The organism is Bacteroides timonensis, assembly GCF_000513195.1.
Taxonomy (GTDB): Bacteria; Bacteroidota; Bacteroidia; order Bacteroidales; family Bacteroidaceae; genus Bacteroides; species Bacteroides timonensis.
In genome coordinates this window covers 89,367-107,189 of the sequence record NZ_CBVI010000086.1, presented here as the reverse complement: position 1 = coordinate 107,189, position 17,823 = coordinate 89,367, and the positions used below count along the sequence as shown (strand labels likewise).

General features: G+C 42.0%; 19 protein-coding genes and 1 pseudogene. 7 read left to right on the top strand and 13 right to left on the bottom strand.

The genetic code is table 11. The features are described from left to right. A pseudogene (locus BN161_RS29220) lies at positions 1–154 on the top strand (IS982 family transposase); the annotation flags it as partial. A gap of 45 nt (positions 155–199) precedes the next feature. Here the strand turns inward: BN161_RS29220 and BN161_RS15725 are convergent. From BN161_RS15725 to atpD, 10 genes are all read right to left on the bottom strand, one after another. Next, positions 200–2,419 carry an HRDC domain-containing protein gene (locus BN161_RS15725; protein WP_044267893.1) on the bottom strand — a complete coding sequence of 740 codons (2,220 nt, stop codon included), beginning with the start codon at positions 2,417–2,419 and terminating at the stop codon, positions 200–202. Positions 2,420–2,594: 175 nt separating this feature from the next. Next, positions 2,595–3,482, bottom strand: coding sequence for a F0F1 ATP synthase subunit gamma (locus BN161_RS15720; protein ID WP_029328561.1), 888 nt, complete (start codon positions 3,480–3,482; stop codon positions 2,595–2,597). Positions 3,483–3,599: 117 nt separating this feature from the next. Then, entirely contained in the window at positions 3,600–5,183 is a 1,584-nt protein-coding gene (atpA, locus tag BN161_RS15715; protein WP_044267892.1) for a F0F1 ATP synthase subunit alpha, read from the bottom strand. A 120-nt stretch (positions 5,184–5,303) separates the two neighbouring features. Next, positions 5,304–5,864, bottom strand: a complete 561-nt coding sequence (locus BN161_RS15710; RefSeq protein WP_044267891.1) for a F0F1 ATP synthase subunit delta — start codon at positions 5,862–5,864, stop codon at positions 5,304–5,306. A 76-nt stretch (positions 5,865–5,940) separates the two neighbouring features. Next, positions 5,941–6,447, bottom strand: a complete 507-nt coding sequence (gene atpF / locus BN161_RS15705; RefSeq protein ID WP_044267890.1) for a F0F1 ATP synthase subunit B — start codon at positions 6,445–6,447, stop codon at positions 5,941–5,943. A 19-nt stretch (positions 6,448–6,466) separates the two neighbouring features. Continuing rightward, on the bottom strand, positions 6,467–6,724 hold the full coding sequence (atpE, locus tag BN161_RS15700; RefSeq protein WP_007213986.1) for an ATP synthase F0 subunit C: 258 nt from the start codon (positions 6,722–6,724) through the stop codon (positions 6,467–6,469). A 27-nt stretch (positions 6,725–6,751) separates the two neighbouring features. Continuing rightward, complete coding sequence (atpB, locus tag BN161_RS15695) at positions 6,752–7,903, bottom strand: F0F1 ATP synthase subunit A (protein ID WP_044267889.1); 1,152 nt, start codon at positions 7,901–7,903, stop codon at positions 6,752–6,754. After that, a complete protein-coding gene (locus tag BN161_RS15690; RefSeq protein ID WP_007218358.1) occupies positions 7,887–8,312 on the bottom strand; it encodes a hypothetical protein in 426 nt (141 codons plus the stop codon). Before BN161_RS15690 ends, atpB begins: the two co-directional genes overlap by 17 nt. Positions 8,313–8,361: 49 nt before the next feature. Continuing rightward, positions 8,362–8,607 (bottom strand): ATP synthase F1 subunit epsilon, encoded by a 246-nt coding sequence (atpC, locus tag BN161_RS15685; protein WP_007213983.1) that lies wholly within the window; start codon positions 8,605–8,607, stop codon positions 8,362–8,364. Between the two features lie 23 nt (positions 8,608–8,630). After that, positions 8,631–10,151, bottom strand: a complete 1,521-nt coding sequence (atpD, locus tag BN161_RS15680; protein WP_044267888.1) for a F0F1 ATP synthase subunit beta — start codon at positions 10,149–10,151, stop codon at positions 8,631–8,633. A gap of 379 nt (positions 10,152–10,530) precedes the next feature. Between atpD and BN161_RS15675 the strand changes: the two genes are divergently transcribed. Further along, positions 10,531–11,475 carry a Dyp-type peroxidase gene (locus tag BN161_RS15675; protein WP_044267886.1) on the top strand — a complete coding sequence of 315 codons (945 nt, stop codon included), beginning with the start codon at positions 10,531–10,533 and terminating at the stop codon, positions 11,473–11,475. 326 nt (positions 11,476–11,801) lie between these two features. Here the strand turns inward: BN161_RS15675 and rimI are convergent, their stop codons facing one another. Together rimI and BN161_RS15665 are read right to left on the bottom strand one after the other, a co-directional pair. Then, on the bottom strand, positions 11,802–12,263 hold the full coding sequence (gene rimI / locus BN161_RS15670; RefSeq protein WP_044267884.1) for a ribosomal protein S18-alanine N-acetyltransferase: 462 nt from the start codon (positions 12,261–12,263) through the stop codon (positions 11,802–11,804). Positions 12,264–12,268: 5 nt separating this feature from the next. Next, positions 12,269–13,735: a RimK family protein gene (locus BN161_RS15665; protein ID WP_044267883.1), complete on the bottom strand. Its 1,467-nt coding sequence runs from the start codon at positions 13,733–13,735 to the stop codon at positions 12,269–12,271. Between the two features lie 169 nt (positions 13,736–13,904). Here BN161_RS15665 and BN161_RS15660 point away from each other — a divergent pair, with 169 nt between their 5' ends. The 3 genes from BN161_RS15660 to rpiA all read left to right on the top strand — a co-directional run bounded on the left by BN161_RS15660 (position 13,905) and on the right by rpiA (position 15,355). Continuing rightward, a complete protein-coding gene (locus BN161_RS15660; protein WP_044267881.1) occupies positions 13,905–14,390 on the top strand; it encodes a PepSY-like domain-containing protein in 486 nt (161 codons plus the stop codon). An 80-nt stretch (positions 14,391–14,470) separates the two neighbouring features. Next, the gene (locus BN161_RS29900) at positions 14,471–14,641 is read left to right on the top strand and encodes a hypothetical protein (protein WP_007213977.1); all 171 of its coding nucleotides are present in this window, start codon (positions 14,471–14,473) and stop codon (positions 14,639–14,641) included. 12 nt (positions 14,642–14,653) lie between these two features. Next, positions 14,654–15,355, top strand: a complete 702-nt coding sequence (rpiA, locus tag BN161_RS15655) for a ribose 5-phosphate isomerase A (RefSeq protein ID WP_044267879.1) — start codon at positions 14,654–14,656, stop codon at positions 15,353–15,355. 58 nt (positions 15,356–15,413) lie between these two features. Here rpiA and purT read toward each other — a convergent pair whose 3' ends face one another. After that, positions 15,414–16,580, bottom strand: a complete 1,167-nt coding sequence (gene purT, locus BN161_RS15650) for a formate-dependent phosphoribosylglycinamide formyltransferase (protein ID WP_007213975.1) — start codon at positions 16,578–16,580, stop codon at positions 15,414–15,416. Positions 16,581–16,906: 326 nt separating this feature from the next. On the opposite strand from purT, the gene BN161_RS15645 reads away from it, so the two are divergent. Then, positions 16,907–17,356 (top strand): cold-shock protein, encoded by a 450-nt coding sequence (locus BN161_RS15645; protein WP_007213973.1) that lies wholly within the window; start codon positions 16,907–16,909, stop codon positions 17,354–17,356. Positions 17,357–17,378: 22 nt separating this feature from the next. Next, entirely contained in the window at positions 17,379–17,771 is a 393-nt protein-coding gene (locus BN161_RS15640) for an RNA recognition motif domain-containing protein (RefSeq protein WP_044267876.1), read from the top strand. The last annotated feature ends 52 nt before the right edge of the window (positions 17,772–17,823 follow it).

Genomic DNA, 17,823 nt, shown 5'->3' with positions numbered 1-17,823 from the left:
CAAGAATATTGCACAGATCGAACACTCCAGGCATCGGTCATTCAATAATTTCATTGCTAACGCATTGGCAGCAATTGCAGCATACTGTTTCTTTGAGAAGAAGCCCGCCATTGACCTGCAATTTGTCAACGACGGGCAGCTAAGATTATTTTGAATTATATCGAACTCACGTTAAATAAGTGATTAGTGGTGAGTGCCACTAATCACTAAACAGCGTTTCTGCAATTCCACTCTCCTTCTTATACACCCGCACCATCTCCAGCAACTCATCCCCATACTTTTCCACTCCTTTTTTACCAAAATAAGGGATCCGGAGAAGAGCGGATTTATCTTCCGGTAATAAATTGGTGATACCTAAAATAGCTTTCTGTTGGATTACGGTATATACCGGTAATCCTAATTGAGACGCTTCTGCATTACGCCATGCTACCAGACGCCTGTATAATTCGGGATGCAGGATATCCGAAGGAACTTCCACTGCTGCCGTTTTTTTCCGTGCAGGGGTATTTCCACTTTCCTCGGTTCCGCCTTTTCGTTTTCTTCTTTCGGTAGAATTACCGGAACGCTTCTCCTCTTTGCCTTTAGTCGATGCCGTATCGTCAATGGAAAGTACCGCCTTTTGTTTCAGGTACTCTCCTACATGAAAGCCCTTACTGATAACAAATTCCAATAAGTCAACTTTTAACAGAAGCAGATCATCCAATTCCTCACTGGCAGTCTTCAACTGTTTTTTTAGTTCTTTATTATCTGTTTCCACAATGGTACTACTCCTGATAGCATCCAAAGGTTCTAACTGTTCTTTAAAATATTCCGCCCCCAAATGAATACGTTCCTGCAAGCTTTTATCCGTTGCATAATCTTCGGCACCATCAACCAGGCGTGTGTATTGAAGGCTAAACTTTTGGGCAACTTTCATAACCTTCTCGTGAAAACGTTCCGTTTCTGATTTATATTCAGTCAATAGTTTGGGATAGAGTTTATACAAGTGTTCATCCACCAATCTCACAAAGCGCTTCAATGCCAACTCTAACGGTAAGAAATCAAACAATCCCGATAGCAATTCCAGAAAGTATGCTTGTTGCAATCTCCTGTAACGCGTTTCATCAGGTTCGTTTCTACGCGCATCTTCCGTAAAAGTATCTACAGCACTGTCACTGATGACCGCTCTTGCCGACAGTGGAGCGCTCAATACCAAGCCTTCCAATGTTTTACAACGGCTTAATGCCACATAAGTCTGTCCGTGTGCAAAAGAAGCACTGGCATCGATTATTGCACGTTCAAATGTCAGTCCCTGACTTTTATGGATAGTAATAGCCCATGCCAGCTTCAGAGGGAATTGTTTGAAGACTCCTTCTATATCTTCGGTGATTTCCTTAGTCTCTTCATCCAACACGTATTTTGCATTCGTCCATTCTTCTTCTTGCAGCATAAAAGCATCCTCACTTCCTTTACTACGTACTTCTATACCCAAAGCTGAGACATTCACCACTTCACCGATCATACCATTGTAATAACGGTGCTCACCGGATGAATCATTCTTCACAAACATGACTTGGGCACCACGTTTCAGTTCAAGCACTTCATCTGTGGGATAAGAATATTCAGGAAACTTTCCATCTATCTGGGCACGAAAGGTGAAGGAACGACCGGGTAATTGTGCCAGTTCATGTTCATTGATACGTTGCGCCTGATAGTTATGGGTAGTCAGCTGGATATATCCTTCCTCTTTCGAAGGGTTGAAATTCGGAATGTACCTACGGTTCAATTCATCCAGCAAAGTTTTATCACAACGGTTCTCCCGAATACGGTTCAGCAGATCCAAAAAGTGAGTATCGCTCTGACGATACACCGTTTTCAGTTCAAGCGTACAATATTCAGACTGTCTCAGTGCACGACTGGAAAAGAAATAAGGAGTATCATAGTAACTGTTCAGCATCTGCCACTCTTCATCTTTTATCACTGGGGCAAGCTGCTGCAAATCGCCAATCATCAGCAATTGCACACCACCGAAGGGTTTACTGCGATCACGAAAACGTCTCAACACATCGTCTATCGCATCCAGAAGATCAGCACGTACCATACTGATTTCATCAATCACCAGCAGGTCTATACTACGCATGATGTTGAGTTTATCTTTTCCGAAACGGAAACGATATTGTGCTTTGCCATCCGCACTGAATGAGGTATCAGGTACGTAAGGGGCAAAAGGTAACTGAAAGAAAGAGTGAATGGTTACGCCACCTGCATTGATAGCTGCAATACCTGTTGGGGCAAGAACAACCATACGCTTTGGACTTTCGGACTTCAACCGCCGCAGGAATGTAGTTTTTCCGGTCCCTGCTTTACCGGTCAGAAAGAGATGTGTGCCTGTATTTTCTATAAATTGCCACGCTAATGCCAATTCAGGATTCTGTTCCATTATTTCATCAATGTTGGTTGGAGGTGTAAAGGTAACACAAATAAAAGAGCTAAAGCCTCCATTGGCACATCTTTTTGCAAAAAAAGGAAAAAAGCTATAAGAGTGACAAGCTACGAGCTACAAGTTACGAGTGCTTTTCGGAACATAGCGCAGCCACTCGTAGCTTTTAGCTTTATCACTTCAGACTTCCTGCTATAATATCCAGCAATTCATTTGTAATTGCCTGTTGTCTGCTCTTGTTATATTGCTTCGTCAAATCCTGTATCAGTTCATTCGCATTATCTGTTGCAGTCTGCATGGCAAGTGTACGCGCAGCATGTTCAGAAGCATTAGAATCCTGAAGCACAGTAAATAGTTTCTGACTCAACACCTTCGGCAATAAATCAGCAATCAGCTGTCCGACAGATGGTTCTACAATATAATCATTCTGGAAACCACGCTTTCCCGATCCTTCTGTTGCAGCAGTTGCTGCCACCTTGCTCAAATCAATAGGAAGATATTCTTCACGCATCAATATCTGCGAACCCATTGATTTAAAGTGATGATAAATCAGTTCCACACGATCGATTTGCTTTTCCATAAACTCTTGCATCAACAATGCAGCAAGTTCATACGCTTGCATATATGATGGTTTATCCGCCATCCCTTGATAACTTCCCTGCGATGTATAGCCCAACTTTTTCACTGCCTGCTCTACTTTCTTTCCTACAGGATATATCAGAATATTCTCTTTACCAAGTGATTTATATTCTTCCAGCGTTTCTCCAAGCTTTTTTACCACATTCGCGTTAAAAGCTCCGCACAGCGAACTGTTGGATGAGAAAACCACAATCGCCACCCGTGTTACGGAACGTACCTCGGTATAAGGTGACTCAAACGTGGCATCTGTAGACAAGAAGTTAGTCAGAATTTCATTCAGTTTCTGTTGGTAAGGCAGCATATTCTCAATCCGTGTCTGTGCCTTGTGCAACTTAGCGGATGCCACCATCTTCATCGCTGATGTTATCTGACGCGTACTCTTGACGGAGTTTATTCTGTTTTTTACTTCTTTTAAAGAACCCACTTCTATTTACTATTTAGTTATTTACGATTTACGATTGAAATTACTTTGGCTTGTCCGATTTATCATTTACAACGTAGAGTAACTCTAATCGTAAATCGTAAATCGTCCAATCGTAAATTACAAGTATTGTTTCGACATCAGATCTGCAGTTTCCTCTATCTTCTTGCAGACATCATCGTCAATGGCACCACTCTTCAGTACATCGAGCACATCAGTGCGGTGGTTCATTTCAAGCGCTTCAAGGAAACTCCTTTCAAAATCTGTTACTTTATCCAACGGAACATTACGCAGTAAGCCATGTGTACCACAATACAGAATGGCAATCTGCTTTTCTACCGGCATCGGACTGTATTGCGGCTGAACCAATAAACGGGTATTCTTTTGTCCTTTATCAATGGTCAATGCAGTAACAGGATCCATATCGCCGCTGAACTTCGTAAATGCTTCCAGCTCGCGATACTGTGCCTGGTCTATCTTCAATGTACCAGCCACTTTCTTCATCGCCTTAATCTGAGCATTACCACCCACACGACTCACAGAGATACCCACATTGATAGCCGGGCGGTTACCTTGGTTAAACAAGTCTGTATCAAGGAATATCTGTCCGTCAGTGATAGAAATCACATTCGTTGGGATATATGCAGATACGTCTCCTGCCTGTGTCTCGATAATAGGCAGTGCAGTCAGCGAACCGCCACCTTTTACTTTGCCTTTCAGACTTTCCGGCAAATCATTCATTTCACGTGCCACTTCTTCCTGATTGATAATACGTGCTGCACGTTCCAGCAAACGGGAATGCAGATAGAAGATATCACCTGGATAGGCTTCACGCCCTGAAGGACGACGCAAAATCAGTGATACCTCACGATAAGCTACCGCCTGCTTGGAAAGGTCATCATAAACCACCAGTGCATGACGACCGGTATCACGGAAATATTCACCAATGGCAGCACCTGCAAACGGAGCATAATACTGCAATGCCGCAGGATCACCTGCCGTAGCGGCAACCACAATCGTATAATCTATTGCGCCATTCTCACGCAAGGTATTCACAATAGTAGCTACAGTAGAACCTTTCTGCCCTATGGCTACATAAATACAATATACAGGATCGCCTGCCTCATAATTGGCACGCTGGTTAATGATCGTATCGATGGCAATAGCTGTCTTTCCCGTCTGACGGTCACCGATAATTAACTCACGCTGTCCACGACCGATAGGTATCATGGCATCCACAGCTTTTAGTCCAGTCTGTAACGGCTGGTTCACAGGCTGACGAAAGATAACGCCCGGCGCTTTACGTTCCAAAGGCATTTCGCACAGCTCTCCACCAATGAGTCCCTTACCATCCAGTGGTGCTCCCAAGGGATCGATAACACGTCCCAGCATGCCCTCTCCCACCATAATGGAAGCAATTCGCTTGGTACGCTTTACGACGTAGCCTTCTTTGATTTTATCTGTAGGACCCAGCAAAACAGCTCCTACGTTGTCCTCTTCCAGATTCATCACAATCGCCTTGATACCGTTGTCAAACTCCAACAGTTCGTTTGCTTCAGCATTGCGCAGTCCGTAGATACGTGCCACACCGTCACTGACTTGCAGCACCGTACCGATTTCATCCAACTGCACGCGGGTATCAATTCCCTCTAACTGGTGACGGAGAATATTGGAGACTTCGCTTACTTTTATATTTTCAGACATGATTCTATTTACGATTTAGTTATTTACAATTTACGATTGAGATTACCATCATTAAGTCCAATTCACGACTTACAATGTAGAGTAACCCTAATCGTAAATCGTAAATCGTCCAATCGTAAATCACACTATTCTTCTGTTCTTATCAATGAACTGTTGTTTCACTCTCTTTAGTTGCGTGGCGATACTGGCATCCAGCCGGAAATCGTTGATATCAAATATAAAGCCCCCTTCAATCGAAGGATCAACTTCAGTTTGTAACTCCATCTGTGCATGTAGCAAAGTAGAAGCACTATCTCGAATGCGCTCCCAAACTTCCCGGCTCACAGGTACAGACGTAATCAGCTTTCCTACGCCGATATGCTTCAATTTCCTGTATAGATCAAGATAAGTCAGACAGATGTACTGCAAATAATACTCCCGGCGGTTTCTCAACACAAGTGTTATGAAGCGGGAAAATTCCCGGCTCACTTCTCCATTGCCTACGGCAGCAGTGCAAATCAGAGCAAACTTCTCCTTAGTCTTCAAAATGGGGTTATCCAACACTTCCCGTAAATCAGGATGCTTACGGAAGCTTCGTTCCAGCATACGCAATTCATAGTATACGCGGTCTTCAGCCCCCGTACCTTTTGCGTATTCTATCAACGCTTTGGCATATCGCATCGAAACAATTCCTATATCCATTTCCTTTAATTGTTAGTGATTAGCGACTCATGACCAACATTTCGCTAATCATTCATCACTAATCGCTTATCGCTACTTAATTGCTTCTTGAGGCTGCCAGCACCTCGTCCAGCATCCGGTCTATCATCTCCATTTGTTCGTGCTCTTCATCCAGATTCTTACGGATTACTTTCTCCGCAATATCCACAGAAAGCACGGCAACCTGGCGACGGATATCGCGTATCGCCTCTTCCTTTTCTTGCTGTATCTGCTTCTTCACATCGTCCAGCTCTTTCTGCGCGGCGGCTTCCGCCTGTTTGCGTGCTTCAACGATAATCTTGTCACGTTCGTGCATCGCCTCCCGCAGGATGCGTCCTTGCTCCTTGTTGGCAGCAGCAACCAGTGCTTCGCTCTCAGCTTTTAGTCTTTGAAGTTGCGCATTAGCTTCTTTTGCCACTTCCAGCGATTGGTCTATGTAGGTTCTACGGCCTTCTACCATCTTAGTAATGACAGGAAAGCCATACTTCGCCAACACCACAAACACCACACCGAACGACAAAAGCATCCAGAACAGCAGACCACTATCGGGTAATAACAATGACATAATTTTATCTACGTTTTAATTATAAGAAGAACACTAACAGACACACAACTACTGCCAACAGAGCAACACCTTCAATCAATGCAGCAGCGATAATCATGTTCATACGAATGTCTCCCGATGCTTCCGGCTGGCGGGCAATAGCCTCCATAGCTGAACCACCAATTTTACCAATACCCAAACCTGCGCCAATAACGGCAAGTCCGGCGCCGATTGCTGCACCTAATTTACTAATTCCGGCTGCAGCTGCAGTAGCTTGCAATAATACAGATAGTAACATAATCTTTTGTTTTTAAATGGTTTATTATTAATTGTTGTTTTCTTTCACTTTTACTTCTTTATGCTCTTCCTGAGCCAGTCCGATGAATACGGCAGACAACATAGTGAATACGTATGCCTGGATAAATGCCACCAATAGTTCCAATGCATTCATAAAGATATTGAACAGTACAGATGCCACGGTAAGCGTACCGTTAAGCGCAGGTCCCATACTGGCGGAAATAAAGATCAGACATGTTAACACCAACATTGCCATGTGTCCAGCCAACATATTGGCAAAAAGACGGATCATTAAGGCAAATGGTTTGGTGAAGATACCGAAGAATTCAATAAAAGGCATCATCGGTACAGGAACCTTCAGCCACCAAGGCACATCCGGCCAAAAAATATCTTTCCAATAGGTTTTCGTTCCGAACAGGTTGACGGCAACAAATGTAAAAAGTGCCAGAACCATCGTAATAGCAATATTACCCGTCACATTAGCTCCACCCGGGAAAATGGGAATCAACCCCATGATATTATTTATAAAGATGAAGAAGAACGCTGTCAGCAGGTAAGGAGCAAACTTCCGATACTTCGGCCCTACACAACTCTTAATGATATCGTCATTCACCATCATGATAAACATCTCCATAAATCCGATGAAGCCGCCCGGAGCCGCACTACCTTGCGGATGTTTACGATACCACTGGGCAACGGCCAGAATAATGACAAGTAGCAATACACTGTTAATCAACAGTGACAGTGTCACTTTTGTGATAGAAATATCCCAAGGACGTATTTCGTTTCCGGCTGCATCATGCTCAACCAACTTACCTTCGTACCTGCTACCTGCCGGAGCTATGAAGAATCCTTCATAAGATCCTCCATTTTCTTCCAACCGTGAAGAGAGGAAAGCGTGCCAACCAGTCTGCGAGCTATATACAATAATAGGTAATGGGATAGTGACGTGCGTTTTTCCCCATGTGGTAATATGCCACTCGTAAGCATCGCCAATGTGCCCGAAGACGATCTCTTTCACATCCACCGTGTTTTCTTTCTGTTCGGTAGAAGTGACATCATCCCGTTTGGCTACGCTGTCAAGTTCCGCTTCAATCCCCTGTGCCACAACAGGCAAGGTAGTAAGCAGCATTCCCAGCATCAGGAATATTCCAGTCAATAGATTACGCATTTGTTTCATTTTTCTTTTCTTTTTTCTGTTTCTTTCCTACTTCATAAGTAAAAAAGAACCAAGTCTCATATATCAGATAGACTATATAGTAAAGGATGAATGTCAGCAGGAATAACTTAGCTTCTTCCCGCACTGCAAAGCAGTACACCACCAAGAGTATCACAGAAAGCAACATCTTCATCACCTTCATCGCCATGTAAAGCAGCAACATCTTTTGCGGGGCATGCTTACGGCAAGCATCAAACATAGATATTTCAAAAAGCCCGAACAAGAAGAAATATACCGGAATGAAAGGGTATCCTCCAAAATAATGTCCAGGCAATAAATAATGTAAAATCCCTGCGCCTACCCATCCTGCTATTAATGTCAACAGGGTGATCTGATATAAAAAATTGCGCTTTGTCAAGCTGATACTCATAGTATTATTTAAAATTAAGAATGAAAGAATTAAGGATGAAAAGACTATTTCAGTCTACGCAGGCAGAAACCACTCCACCACTTAACTCAATGAAACCACCCTCTATGTCAAGAGTCTGTTCTTCTCCTTCTGTCGGTACATACATCACCTTACCTTCACGAAGCGAAGACACAATGGGTGCATGTTGCGGAAGGATGGTAAACGTTCCTATCGTGCCAGGTAGCGTTACACTTTCCACTTCTCCATTATAAATTTCCTTTTCAGGAGACACTATGTTCAAATACAACTTCTTCATAGCCTCTTTCCTTCTTTTATTTTTTAATTATTTACCTGATCCAGCAATTTCTTACCTTTCTCTATCGCTTCTTCAATCGTACCGACATTCAAGAAAGCAGGTTCGGGTAGATAGTCCACCTCACCATCCAGAATCATCTTAAAGCCTTTGATAGTGTCTTCTATGGACACCATCGTTCCCGGTACACCTGTAAATTGTTCGGCAACGGCAAAAGGCTGAGATAAGAAACGTTGCACTCGACGTGCACGATTCACCAATGTACGGTCGGCATCCGAAAGTTCTTCCATACCAAGGATAGAAATAATATCCTGCAATTCCTTGTTACGTTGCAGAATTTGTTTCACCCGTTGCGCCACTTCATAATGCTCTTCTCCCACAACATGCGGGTCGAGGATACGTGAAGTAGATTCCAGCGGATCAACGGCAGGATAAATACCTAACTCAGTAATTTTACGGCTCAATACCGTCGTGGCATCCAGGTGCGTAAATGTAGTAGCAGGTGCTGGGTCAGTCAAGTCATCGGCAGGCACATATACAGCCTGTACAGAAGTGATAGATCCATTTCGGGTAGAAGTAATACGCTCCTGCATAGCACCCATTTCAGTAGCCAGCGTAGGTTGGTAACCTACAGCCGAAGGCATACGTCCCAACAAAGCGGACACTTCGGAACCTGCTTGTGTGAAACGGAAAATATTATCGATAAAGAACAGGATATCACGTGAACCACCAGTTTCAGCACCCTGATCACGGAAAGCTTCCGCCACCGTCAGCCCGGACAATGCCACTGATTGACGCGCACCGGGAGGTTCGTTCATCTGCCCAAATATCAAAGATACCTGTGATTTCTCCACTTCACTATAATCTACCTTAGATAAATCCCAGTTTCCTTCTTCCATACTTTTCTTGAACTCTTCACCATAACGGATAACACCGGATTCAATCATTTCACGCAGCAAGTCGTTACCTTCACGGGTACGCTCTCCTACTCCTGCAAACACAGAAAAACCATGTTGTTTCTTAGCAATGTTATTAATGAGTTCCTGGATAAGCACTGTTTTACCTACACCAGCACCACCGAACAAACCGATCTTACCACCCTTACTGTAAGGTTCCAGCAAGTCGATAACCTTGATACCTGTATAGAGCACCTCTTGTACGGTAGTCAAATCTTCAAACTTAGGAGGATCACGGTGGATGGGATAAGCACCGGCACGGTCTAACTCTTTCATACCATCGATGGAATCACCCACTACATTCATCAACCGACCTTTAATCTGGTCGCCCACCGGCATGGTAATAGGACCACCTGTGGGATACACTTTCATACCTCTTTGTAAACCGTCCGTACTATCCATTGCTACAGTTCTCACTGTATTTTCGCCAATGTGTTGCTGCACTTCTACGATTAATGTTTTTCCGTTTGATCTTTTTATCTCCAGTGCGTCGTGGATACTTGGAAGCATCAGTTCGGCATCCGTACCTTCAAAATAGACGTCTACTACCGGTCCGATGACCTGAGAGATATGTCCGATAATTTGTGACATAAGCAATCTTTTTATATAATTTCTCTTTTTCTAAACTCTACAAGTCGCGTTCTTGTCATTCCGCTGCTATGAGCTTAACACCTATTGAATAGTTTTTGTTCAAAGCTTCAAATCTTAATTTTTACGGAATAGTTACATAAGCAACTTTGCAAATGTAAACACAAAAACTTTCAGGTTGTACTCTATGAAAACGTTTTTTCTATAAATTATACCCTTTTGAACTATTATTACTACAATCAGAACAAAAAAGCGACATCCATTTAACGTTGCTTAAACATTCATCAACAGATGCTAAGAAGGAATTCCACTATTTTTGTATGAACAAAACATCATTTGGTAAGTTATATTTTGAAGTATAAATTTAATGAAAGGAAAAAGTATGAATTCACATCAAAATCCATTCGCAGGAAACACCCCACAGGATGTAACCGAAAGACAAGGTGAAAATGCCATTTTCATCGTTTACGGATTAAATCAATCTCCTGATGCCGTTGACAAAGTAAAAGATGTATGTGCCAATTTCTCAGCGTTAATACGTAGTATGCGTAATCGCTTTCCCGATGCACAGTTCAGTAGCACGATAAGTTTCAGTGCTAATGTATGGGATCATATTTTCCCTGGCAAGGGGAAACCCAAAGAATTGGAAACTTTCAAAGAAATAAGGGGAAGTAAATATACAGCTGTATCCACTCCCGGTGATATACTGTTTCATATCCGGGCACGGCAAATGGGGCTATGTTACGAATTTGCTTCTATCATCGATGAAAAGCTGAAGGGGGCTGTCGAAGCTATTGATGAAACTCACGGTTTCAGATATATGGATGGTAAAGCAATCATTGGCTTCGTAGATGGAACAGAATCTCCAGCCGTAGACGAGAATCCTTATCACTTTGCCGTAGTTGGTGAAGAAGATCCGGATTTTGCGGGTGGAAGTTATGTATTTGTACAGAAGTATATTCACGATATGAATGCCTGGAATGCGCTTCCGGTAGAAGAGCAGGAAAAGGTGATAGGACGAAGAAAGTTCAATGATGTGGAATTGTCGGATGAAGAAAAGCCTGCAAATGCACATAATGCTGTAACAAATATTGGAGATGATTTAAAAATAGTACGTGCCAATATGCCATTTGCCAATACTTCAAAAGGAGAATACGGTACTTATTTCATTGGATATGCAAGTACATTCAGTACTACGCGCCAGATGTTGGAAAGTATGTTTATCGGGAATCCTGTAGGCAACACCGACCGCTTGCTTGATTTTAGTACTGCGGTTACCGGGACCCTGTTCTTTGCACCGTCTTACGATCTACTTGGAGAAGATTAGCAGTTCGCCCCATGCTGGGCAAACATAAAAAAAGGCTATCTATCCCAGACAGCCAATCTTTTGTTAACCTTAAATCTAATACTATGAAAAACACATTGCAAAGGTACGGCTTTTCTTGATTTCTCCAAATTTCAGAGCCTTTACAGGGCATTTTACAACAAGGTTTAATAATTCTATCGACCTTGTTAACAATTTGACAAAGAAAATAGAGTATTACACTATATTTTTAAACAGGAATTAAGAATATTGTAAAGCAGAGGGGTAATCAGCCTCTCTGCTTGTTTATTAATTCCTGTTTCTGATACCGAATTTCCAGAGAAGAATATCTATTCAACTATAGTGGGCCTCTGCATATAATATGCAGAAGTCCCGTTATGATAATAGTTCTCTTTTATGGAAGTACATTTAAAACCATTTTTTTCATATAAATGAATAGCCGGGGAATTAGAAACATTCACCTCCAAAGTAATTCTCTTTAAGCCTTGTTTTTGGGCAATAACAGCTATCTGATCTATTAGTAATTGCCCCACTTTCTTGCCACGAAAATCAGGATGAACAGCTATCGAATAGATACGTAGACTACAAGCACGTTGATTTATCAATACACTAAAATAGCCCACCACCCTTTGCTGATATTCTACTACACAAAAGTATCCTTTTGCTTGAGAAATAAGATAAACAAACTGACGTTTTGAAAAACTATCTTTATTAAAACAAATTTGTTCTATCTCCATAATTGACGGAATATCATCAATTTCAGCCAAACGAAGTATAAATCGCTTTTCCATGCGAATTAGAAACGTTTTACATCCAACATACGCCAAAAGTTATTCAGCAATCGATAGTAGAGTTCGTCTCCCAGAATGGCATCTTCTAATCCATGGTCAATGCTGGGATTATCATTTATCTCAATAACAATAGCACGGTCATTTACCATTTTCAAATCTACTCCATACAGGCCTTTCCCAATAAAAGAAGCCGCGCGCAGCGCTGTATCCAATACCTTACGTGGCACTTGATAAATAGGAATAGTCTCCACCAGTCCGCAGCGGCTCCGTCCGGAAGCATAATGGCAATAGATTTGCCAATGTCCCTTAGCCATATAATACTTACACGCATAGAGAGGCTCTCCATTCAGAATGCCGATACGCCAGTCAAAATCTGTTGGAGTGAACTCCTGAGCCAGCAGTATAGACGACTTATCAAACAATACTTTCAACGCTTCATCCAACTCGATCTCATTATTGACTTTCTTCATACCGATAGAGAAAGAACCATCTGGGATTTTCAGGATAAAAGGACTACCAAGTTGTTCCGTAATCTCCTCATAAGAGTTGACATTCGATTTAAATAGTAACATGGAAAGCGGTGTCGGAATCTTTTCCTTCTCAAACAATTCTTTCAGATAAACCTTATTGGTACAGCGGATAATAGATTGAGGATCATCTATAACAGCCAACCCATTTTGTGTGGCCAATTGTGAAAGCCGGAACGTGTAATGGTTTAACGAAGTAGTGGTACGAATAAATAAGGCATCAAACTCCATCAGTCGTGTGGCATCTTCTTCAGTTAGCAATTCGGCATGAATATCCATCTTCTTAGCCAGTTCAAGTAGTTTGTGAAGTGCCTTTTTATCGCTTGGCGGAAATTTCTCATCCGGATCATACAGTATAGCCAGGTTGTATCTTGCCGATTTCGAAGCCTGAGGATTGCGCCACACTTTTCTGTTAAACAAATCCAGAGCATTAGCGAAATAATCCTCTTCCTCATTATTCAATGAGCTCAAAGGTAAAAACTGAATATTTTCTATCTGATTTTTATGTCGCGTATTTAATGTAACCCGCAATAAAGGAGCCGGATAATTCTCAAAAATAAAACGGGCTATACGCTCCAATCCTTTCTCTTTGCAAGTGCCAAAGTATACATTCAGAGACCAAAGATCATCGTTTATTTCATTTTTCTGAATCCATTGATAACAAAGCTTTTGAAGACTGCTATCCATACGGATACCTGCACCTGCTTCCACCTTATTAATTATATCTACTCCGGGAATAACTTTATGCCCCCTCGTCTGGGCTAATAACGAACAATAATAGCCTTCGGAGTTATAGCTATAATCATTACTCAGGTTGATTACTAATTTACGATCCTTTCCCGGTGATTTATACTTCAGGTAGTCAGATACTGTTAAAATGCTGTTTGTTTTGGAATATGGTTTCCAATCATCCAAGCTGTCTACAAGGATCAATACATTGTTCATTTCATCTTTTTAAAAAAGTGCCCGAAAGTAGTGAATTAAGCAATACAAAATATCGCAGACTCAATAATTATTTTCAAAGAATGAAAGCAACTCTGTTTTTGCTCAAAAATGCAACAAACAAAAGCTTCCCAGGGTTGTTTCTAATAGCAACTAAAAACAGACCTTGATTATGAAAAAGTTTAAATTCAGTTTATTGGCAGGCTTGTTGTTGCTGATATCTGCTTCCGTATGCGCGGAAAATACTCCGGAAAAAGTACAGGAAACTTTCAAAAAGATGTATCCTAAAGTGACGACCGTGGAATGGACGCATAAAAGTGATTACCACATTGCCGGATTCGTTTCAGATAGCCACGAAATGAACGCCTGGTTTGGAAACAACGCCCAATGGATAATGACGGAGACAAACGTCGAAAGCCTGGAAGATGTCCCTGCTCCCGTAGCTAAAGCATTTATGCAGACAGAGACCCCTCCTATACAGATCAGATATATAAAGATAATTACCTTCCCCAAAATGCCTACTGTAGTAATCATCGATATAGAAGAGTATAACTCTGACAGAGAAATTCAGCTTTTCTATGCTCCTGACGGTAAACTACTACAGAGCCTTGATGTATCCGGTGATGATGGAGAAATCTATCCCGAGTTATTCGGGTAATACAAAATTCTTACCAAATACAAGAACAATTGAGTCAAACAGAATGTTATCTATAAAAATAACTATAAATAGCAAGACTTATGAGTAGACGTTCGCAGCTGGAGCATGAAGTATCATTAGCTCAAAAACGTATTAAGGAAGCTCCCCAAAATACGCCGGCAAACATCAGAAAAATTTGGGAACAAGAGTTGGTTGAACTTGAGGTAGAACTGAACAACCTGACTGACGACGAAGAAGATAATAACGATTAGCAACCTCTGACAATGAAATGGGATAATCAACTGATAAATCATTTGCAATGGTCGAATGCTATCATTAATCGTGAGGGCAAAGAAATCGTAGCACAGGAAATTGCTGCAATGGCGAAGGATGGTGATGTGATCGGAGCCGGCTCCGGTTCTACCGTTTATCTGACGCTATTCGCATTAGCGGAACGTATTCGCAAAGAATCTCTACACATAGAAGTTATCCCTGCCTCTGCAGAAATTTCCATGACCTGCATACAATTGGGTATACCACAAACGACCCTTTGGAATAAGCGTCCAGACTGGGTTTTTGATGGTGCTGATGAAGTAGATCCGGAGAAAAGTCTGATTAAGGGGCGTGGTGGAGCCATGTTCAAAGAAAAACTTCTGATAAAAAGCAGTAGTAAGAGCTTCATTATCATTGATGATACAAAACTGGTAGATCATTTAGGAAGTCATTTTCCAATACCTGTAGAAGTGTTTCCAAGTGCATTAACTTTTGTAGAAAGCGAGATGCAACGGCTAGGAGCTTCTGACGTGAAATTGCGTCTTGCCGGTGGAAAAGACGGGCCTGTTCTTACCGAAAACGGTAACTTTATTTTTGATACCCGCTTCAGTTATGTTGACCCTTCTTTGGAACAAAACCTGAAAGCAATTACCGGAGTAATTGAAAGCGGGCTTTTTATCGGATATGATGTTGAAATAGTAGTTGCGAAATAAAAAAGCAGCTGCCACTCAATCTGTGACAACTGCTTTTCTTTTATCTAATAAGTAAGCCTTAATACACTTCAACCTTTTCTGCAATTCGCTTAGCCTTATCTCTCAATGCATCCAGATCTGACTTTAACGGTGCATAGCATAACACCACGCCCATACGCCGATTGACGCGCGTCGTCGGCTTACCGAAAATGCGGAGATAAGTATCTTCTTCTTTCGTCACCTCTTCAATACCACGATAATCAGGACGTTCCTGGCTGGCAATAGTTGAAAGAATCACAGCACTGGCACCAATACGCTCTTGCTTGATGTTTGGAATAGGCAAGCCTAGTACAGCACGCAAATGAAGCTCAAATTCATTCAAATTTTGTGTTCCTGCCAATGTCACCATACCCGTATCATGCGGACGCGGAGAAAGTTCCGAGAAATAAACTCCATTTTCATGGCTCAAGAAAAATTCAACTCCCCACAGGCCGGCGCCGGTCAGAGCCCGTGTCACTTTCTCAGCCATTTCCTGCGCTTCTTTCAAATGAGCAGGATCAATGTGCGCCGGCTGAAAACTTTCACGATAATCTCCCCCTTTCTGCACATGTCCGATGGGCGGACAGAACAATGTAGGCCCATTCTTTTGCGTCACCGTAAGCAATGTTATCTCACTATCAAACTTGATAAATTCTTCAATAATCAATTCTTTTATATCACCACGGCTACCATTGCAGCCATATTCCCAGGCATGTTCCAATTCATCCGCACTCTTCACAAGAGACTGCCCCTTGCCCGAAGAAGACATCAACGGCTTCACTACGCAAGGAAAACCAATCTTTTCAGAAGCAGCTTTCAACTCATCCAGAGTTTTTGCATAAAAATATTTAGCAGTTTTCAGTCCCAACTCCTGTGCGGCCAAATCACGGATAGCCTTGCGGTTCATGGTAAAGTTTACGGCACGGGCACTGGGTACCACCTGAATACCTTCCTTCTCAAAATCGTAAAGACGTTCTGTACGGATGGCCTCGATTTCCGGAACAATGATATCAGGCTGGTGTTTGCGTACTACACGTTCCAATGCATCGCCGTCAAGCATGCTAAATACCTCATACTCATCAGCCACCTGCATGGCAGGTGCTCCGGCATATGAATCACAGGCAATAATATATTGACCCTTTCGTTGGGCAGAAATCACGAACTCTTTGCCCAGTTCACCGGAACCTAACAATAAAATCTTCTTCATTTTTGCTATGTGTTTATATTAAGAAGCACAAATGTACGTAAAAAAATAAGTAGCTACGGCTTTAAATAATTTAAAAAACGAATGGATAGCTCATTTTTATCTGTATCTTTGTAGCATAAACAATAGGGTTTATTCTGAAATCTTCTTTGTGCATGTTTGCTTTTGCGGTATTCCGCAAATTATTCCATCCCAAAATGACCTCATAATCAGCTCCTTTGTTCATCACAAGATTAAATTGTTGTATGAATCCTGAACGGATTAGGTGCAGCTATTAGTCAGAAAACTAAGTGCAGTATATAAACTGCATAATATATAATAATTAAAGAATGGCAGTAAAAAGAGTAACATCAAGTAAAAGAGACAGAGAAAAAGCGAAACAGAGTAAGCGAGAAGAAAAACAAAAGAGAAAAGAAGAACGCTTGAGCAGCGGTAGCCGTAGCTTCGAAGAGATGCTGGCTTATGTGGACGAAAACGGTATTCTTCATTCCACACCCGAAGGTGTAAAGCCTAAAGAAGAAATAGATGCTTCTGAAATAGAAATATCAATTCCGAAAAAAGGCGAAGCAGAAGAAGTTCTGCCATTAAACGGACGTATTGAACATTTTAATGTGTCCAGGGGTTATGGTTTTATTAAAGATTTAGGAAGTGGTGAGAAATATTTTTTCCACGTTACTTCCGCTCCCGAAGGGATAACCGAAGGGGATAACGTAACATTTGAAATTGAACGTGGTACGCGAGGTATGAACGCCGTGCGGATCTCAATCATTAATAAATAACAATTTTAACTTACAAAAAGAAATGAACATTTATGTTGCAAACCTAAGCTGGAACACAAACAGTGACAGCTTACAGGAATTATTTTCACAGTATGGCGAAGTAACTTCAGCCTACATTATTAACGACAGAGAGACGGGACGTTCACGCGGTTTCGGCTTCGTAGAAATGCCGAATGATGAAGAAGGTCAGAAGGCTATTGACACTCTTAACGAAACAGAATTTGAAGGCAAGAGCATTGCAGTAAGCGTAGCTCGCCCCAGAACAGAAAGACCTGCAGGCGGCAACCGTGGTGGTGGCTATGGCGGCGGTGGCAATCGTGGCGGTGGCTACGGTGGTGGCAATCGTGGCGGTGGCTACGGCGGCGGCAATCGTGGCGGTGGCTATGGCGGCGGAGATCGCGGTGGAAGATATTAATCTTACAACTTAGCAAAGAAATGAAAACTGTTCGGGAATATTCCCGGGCAGT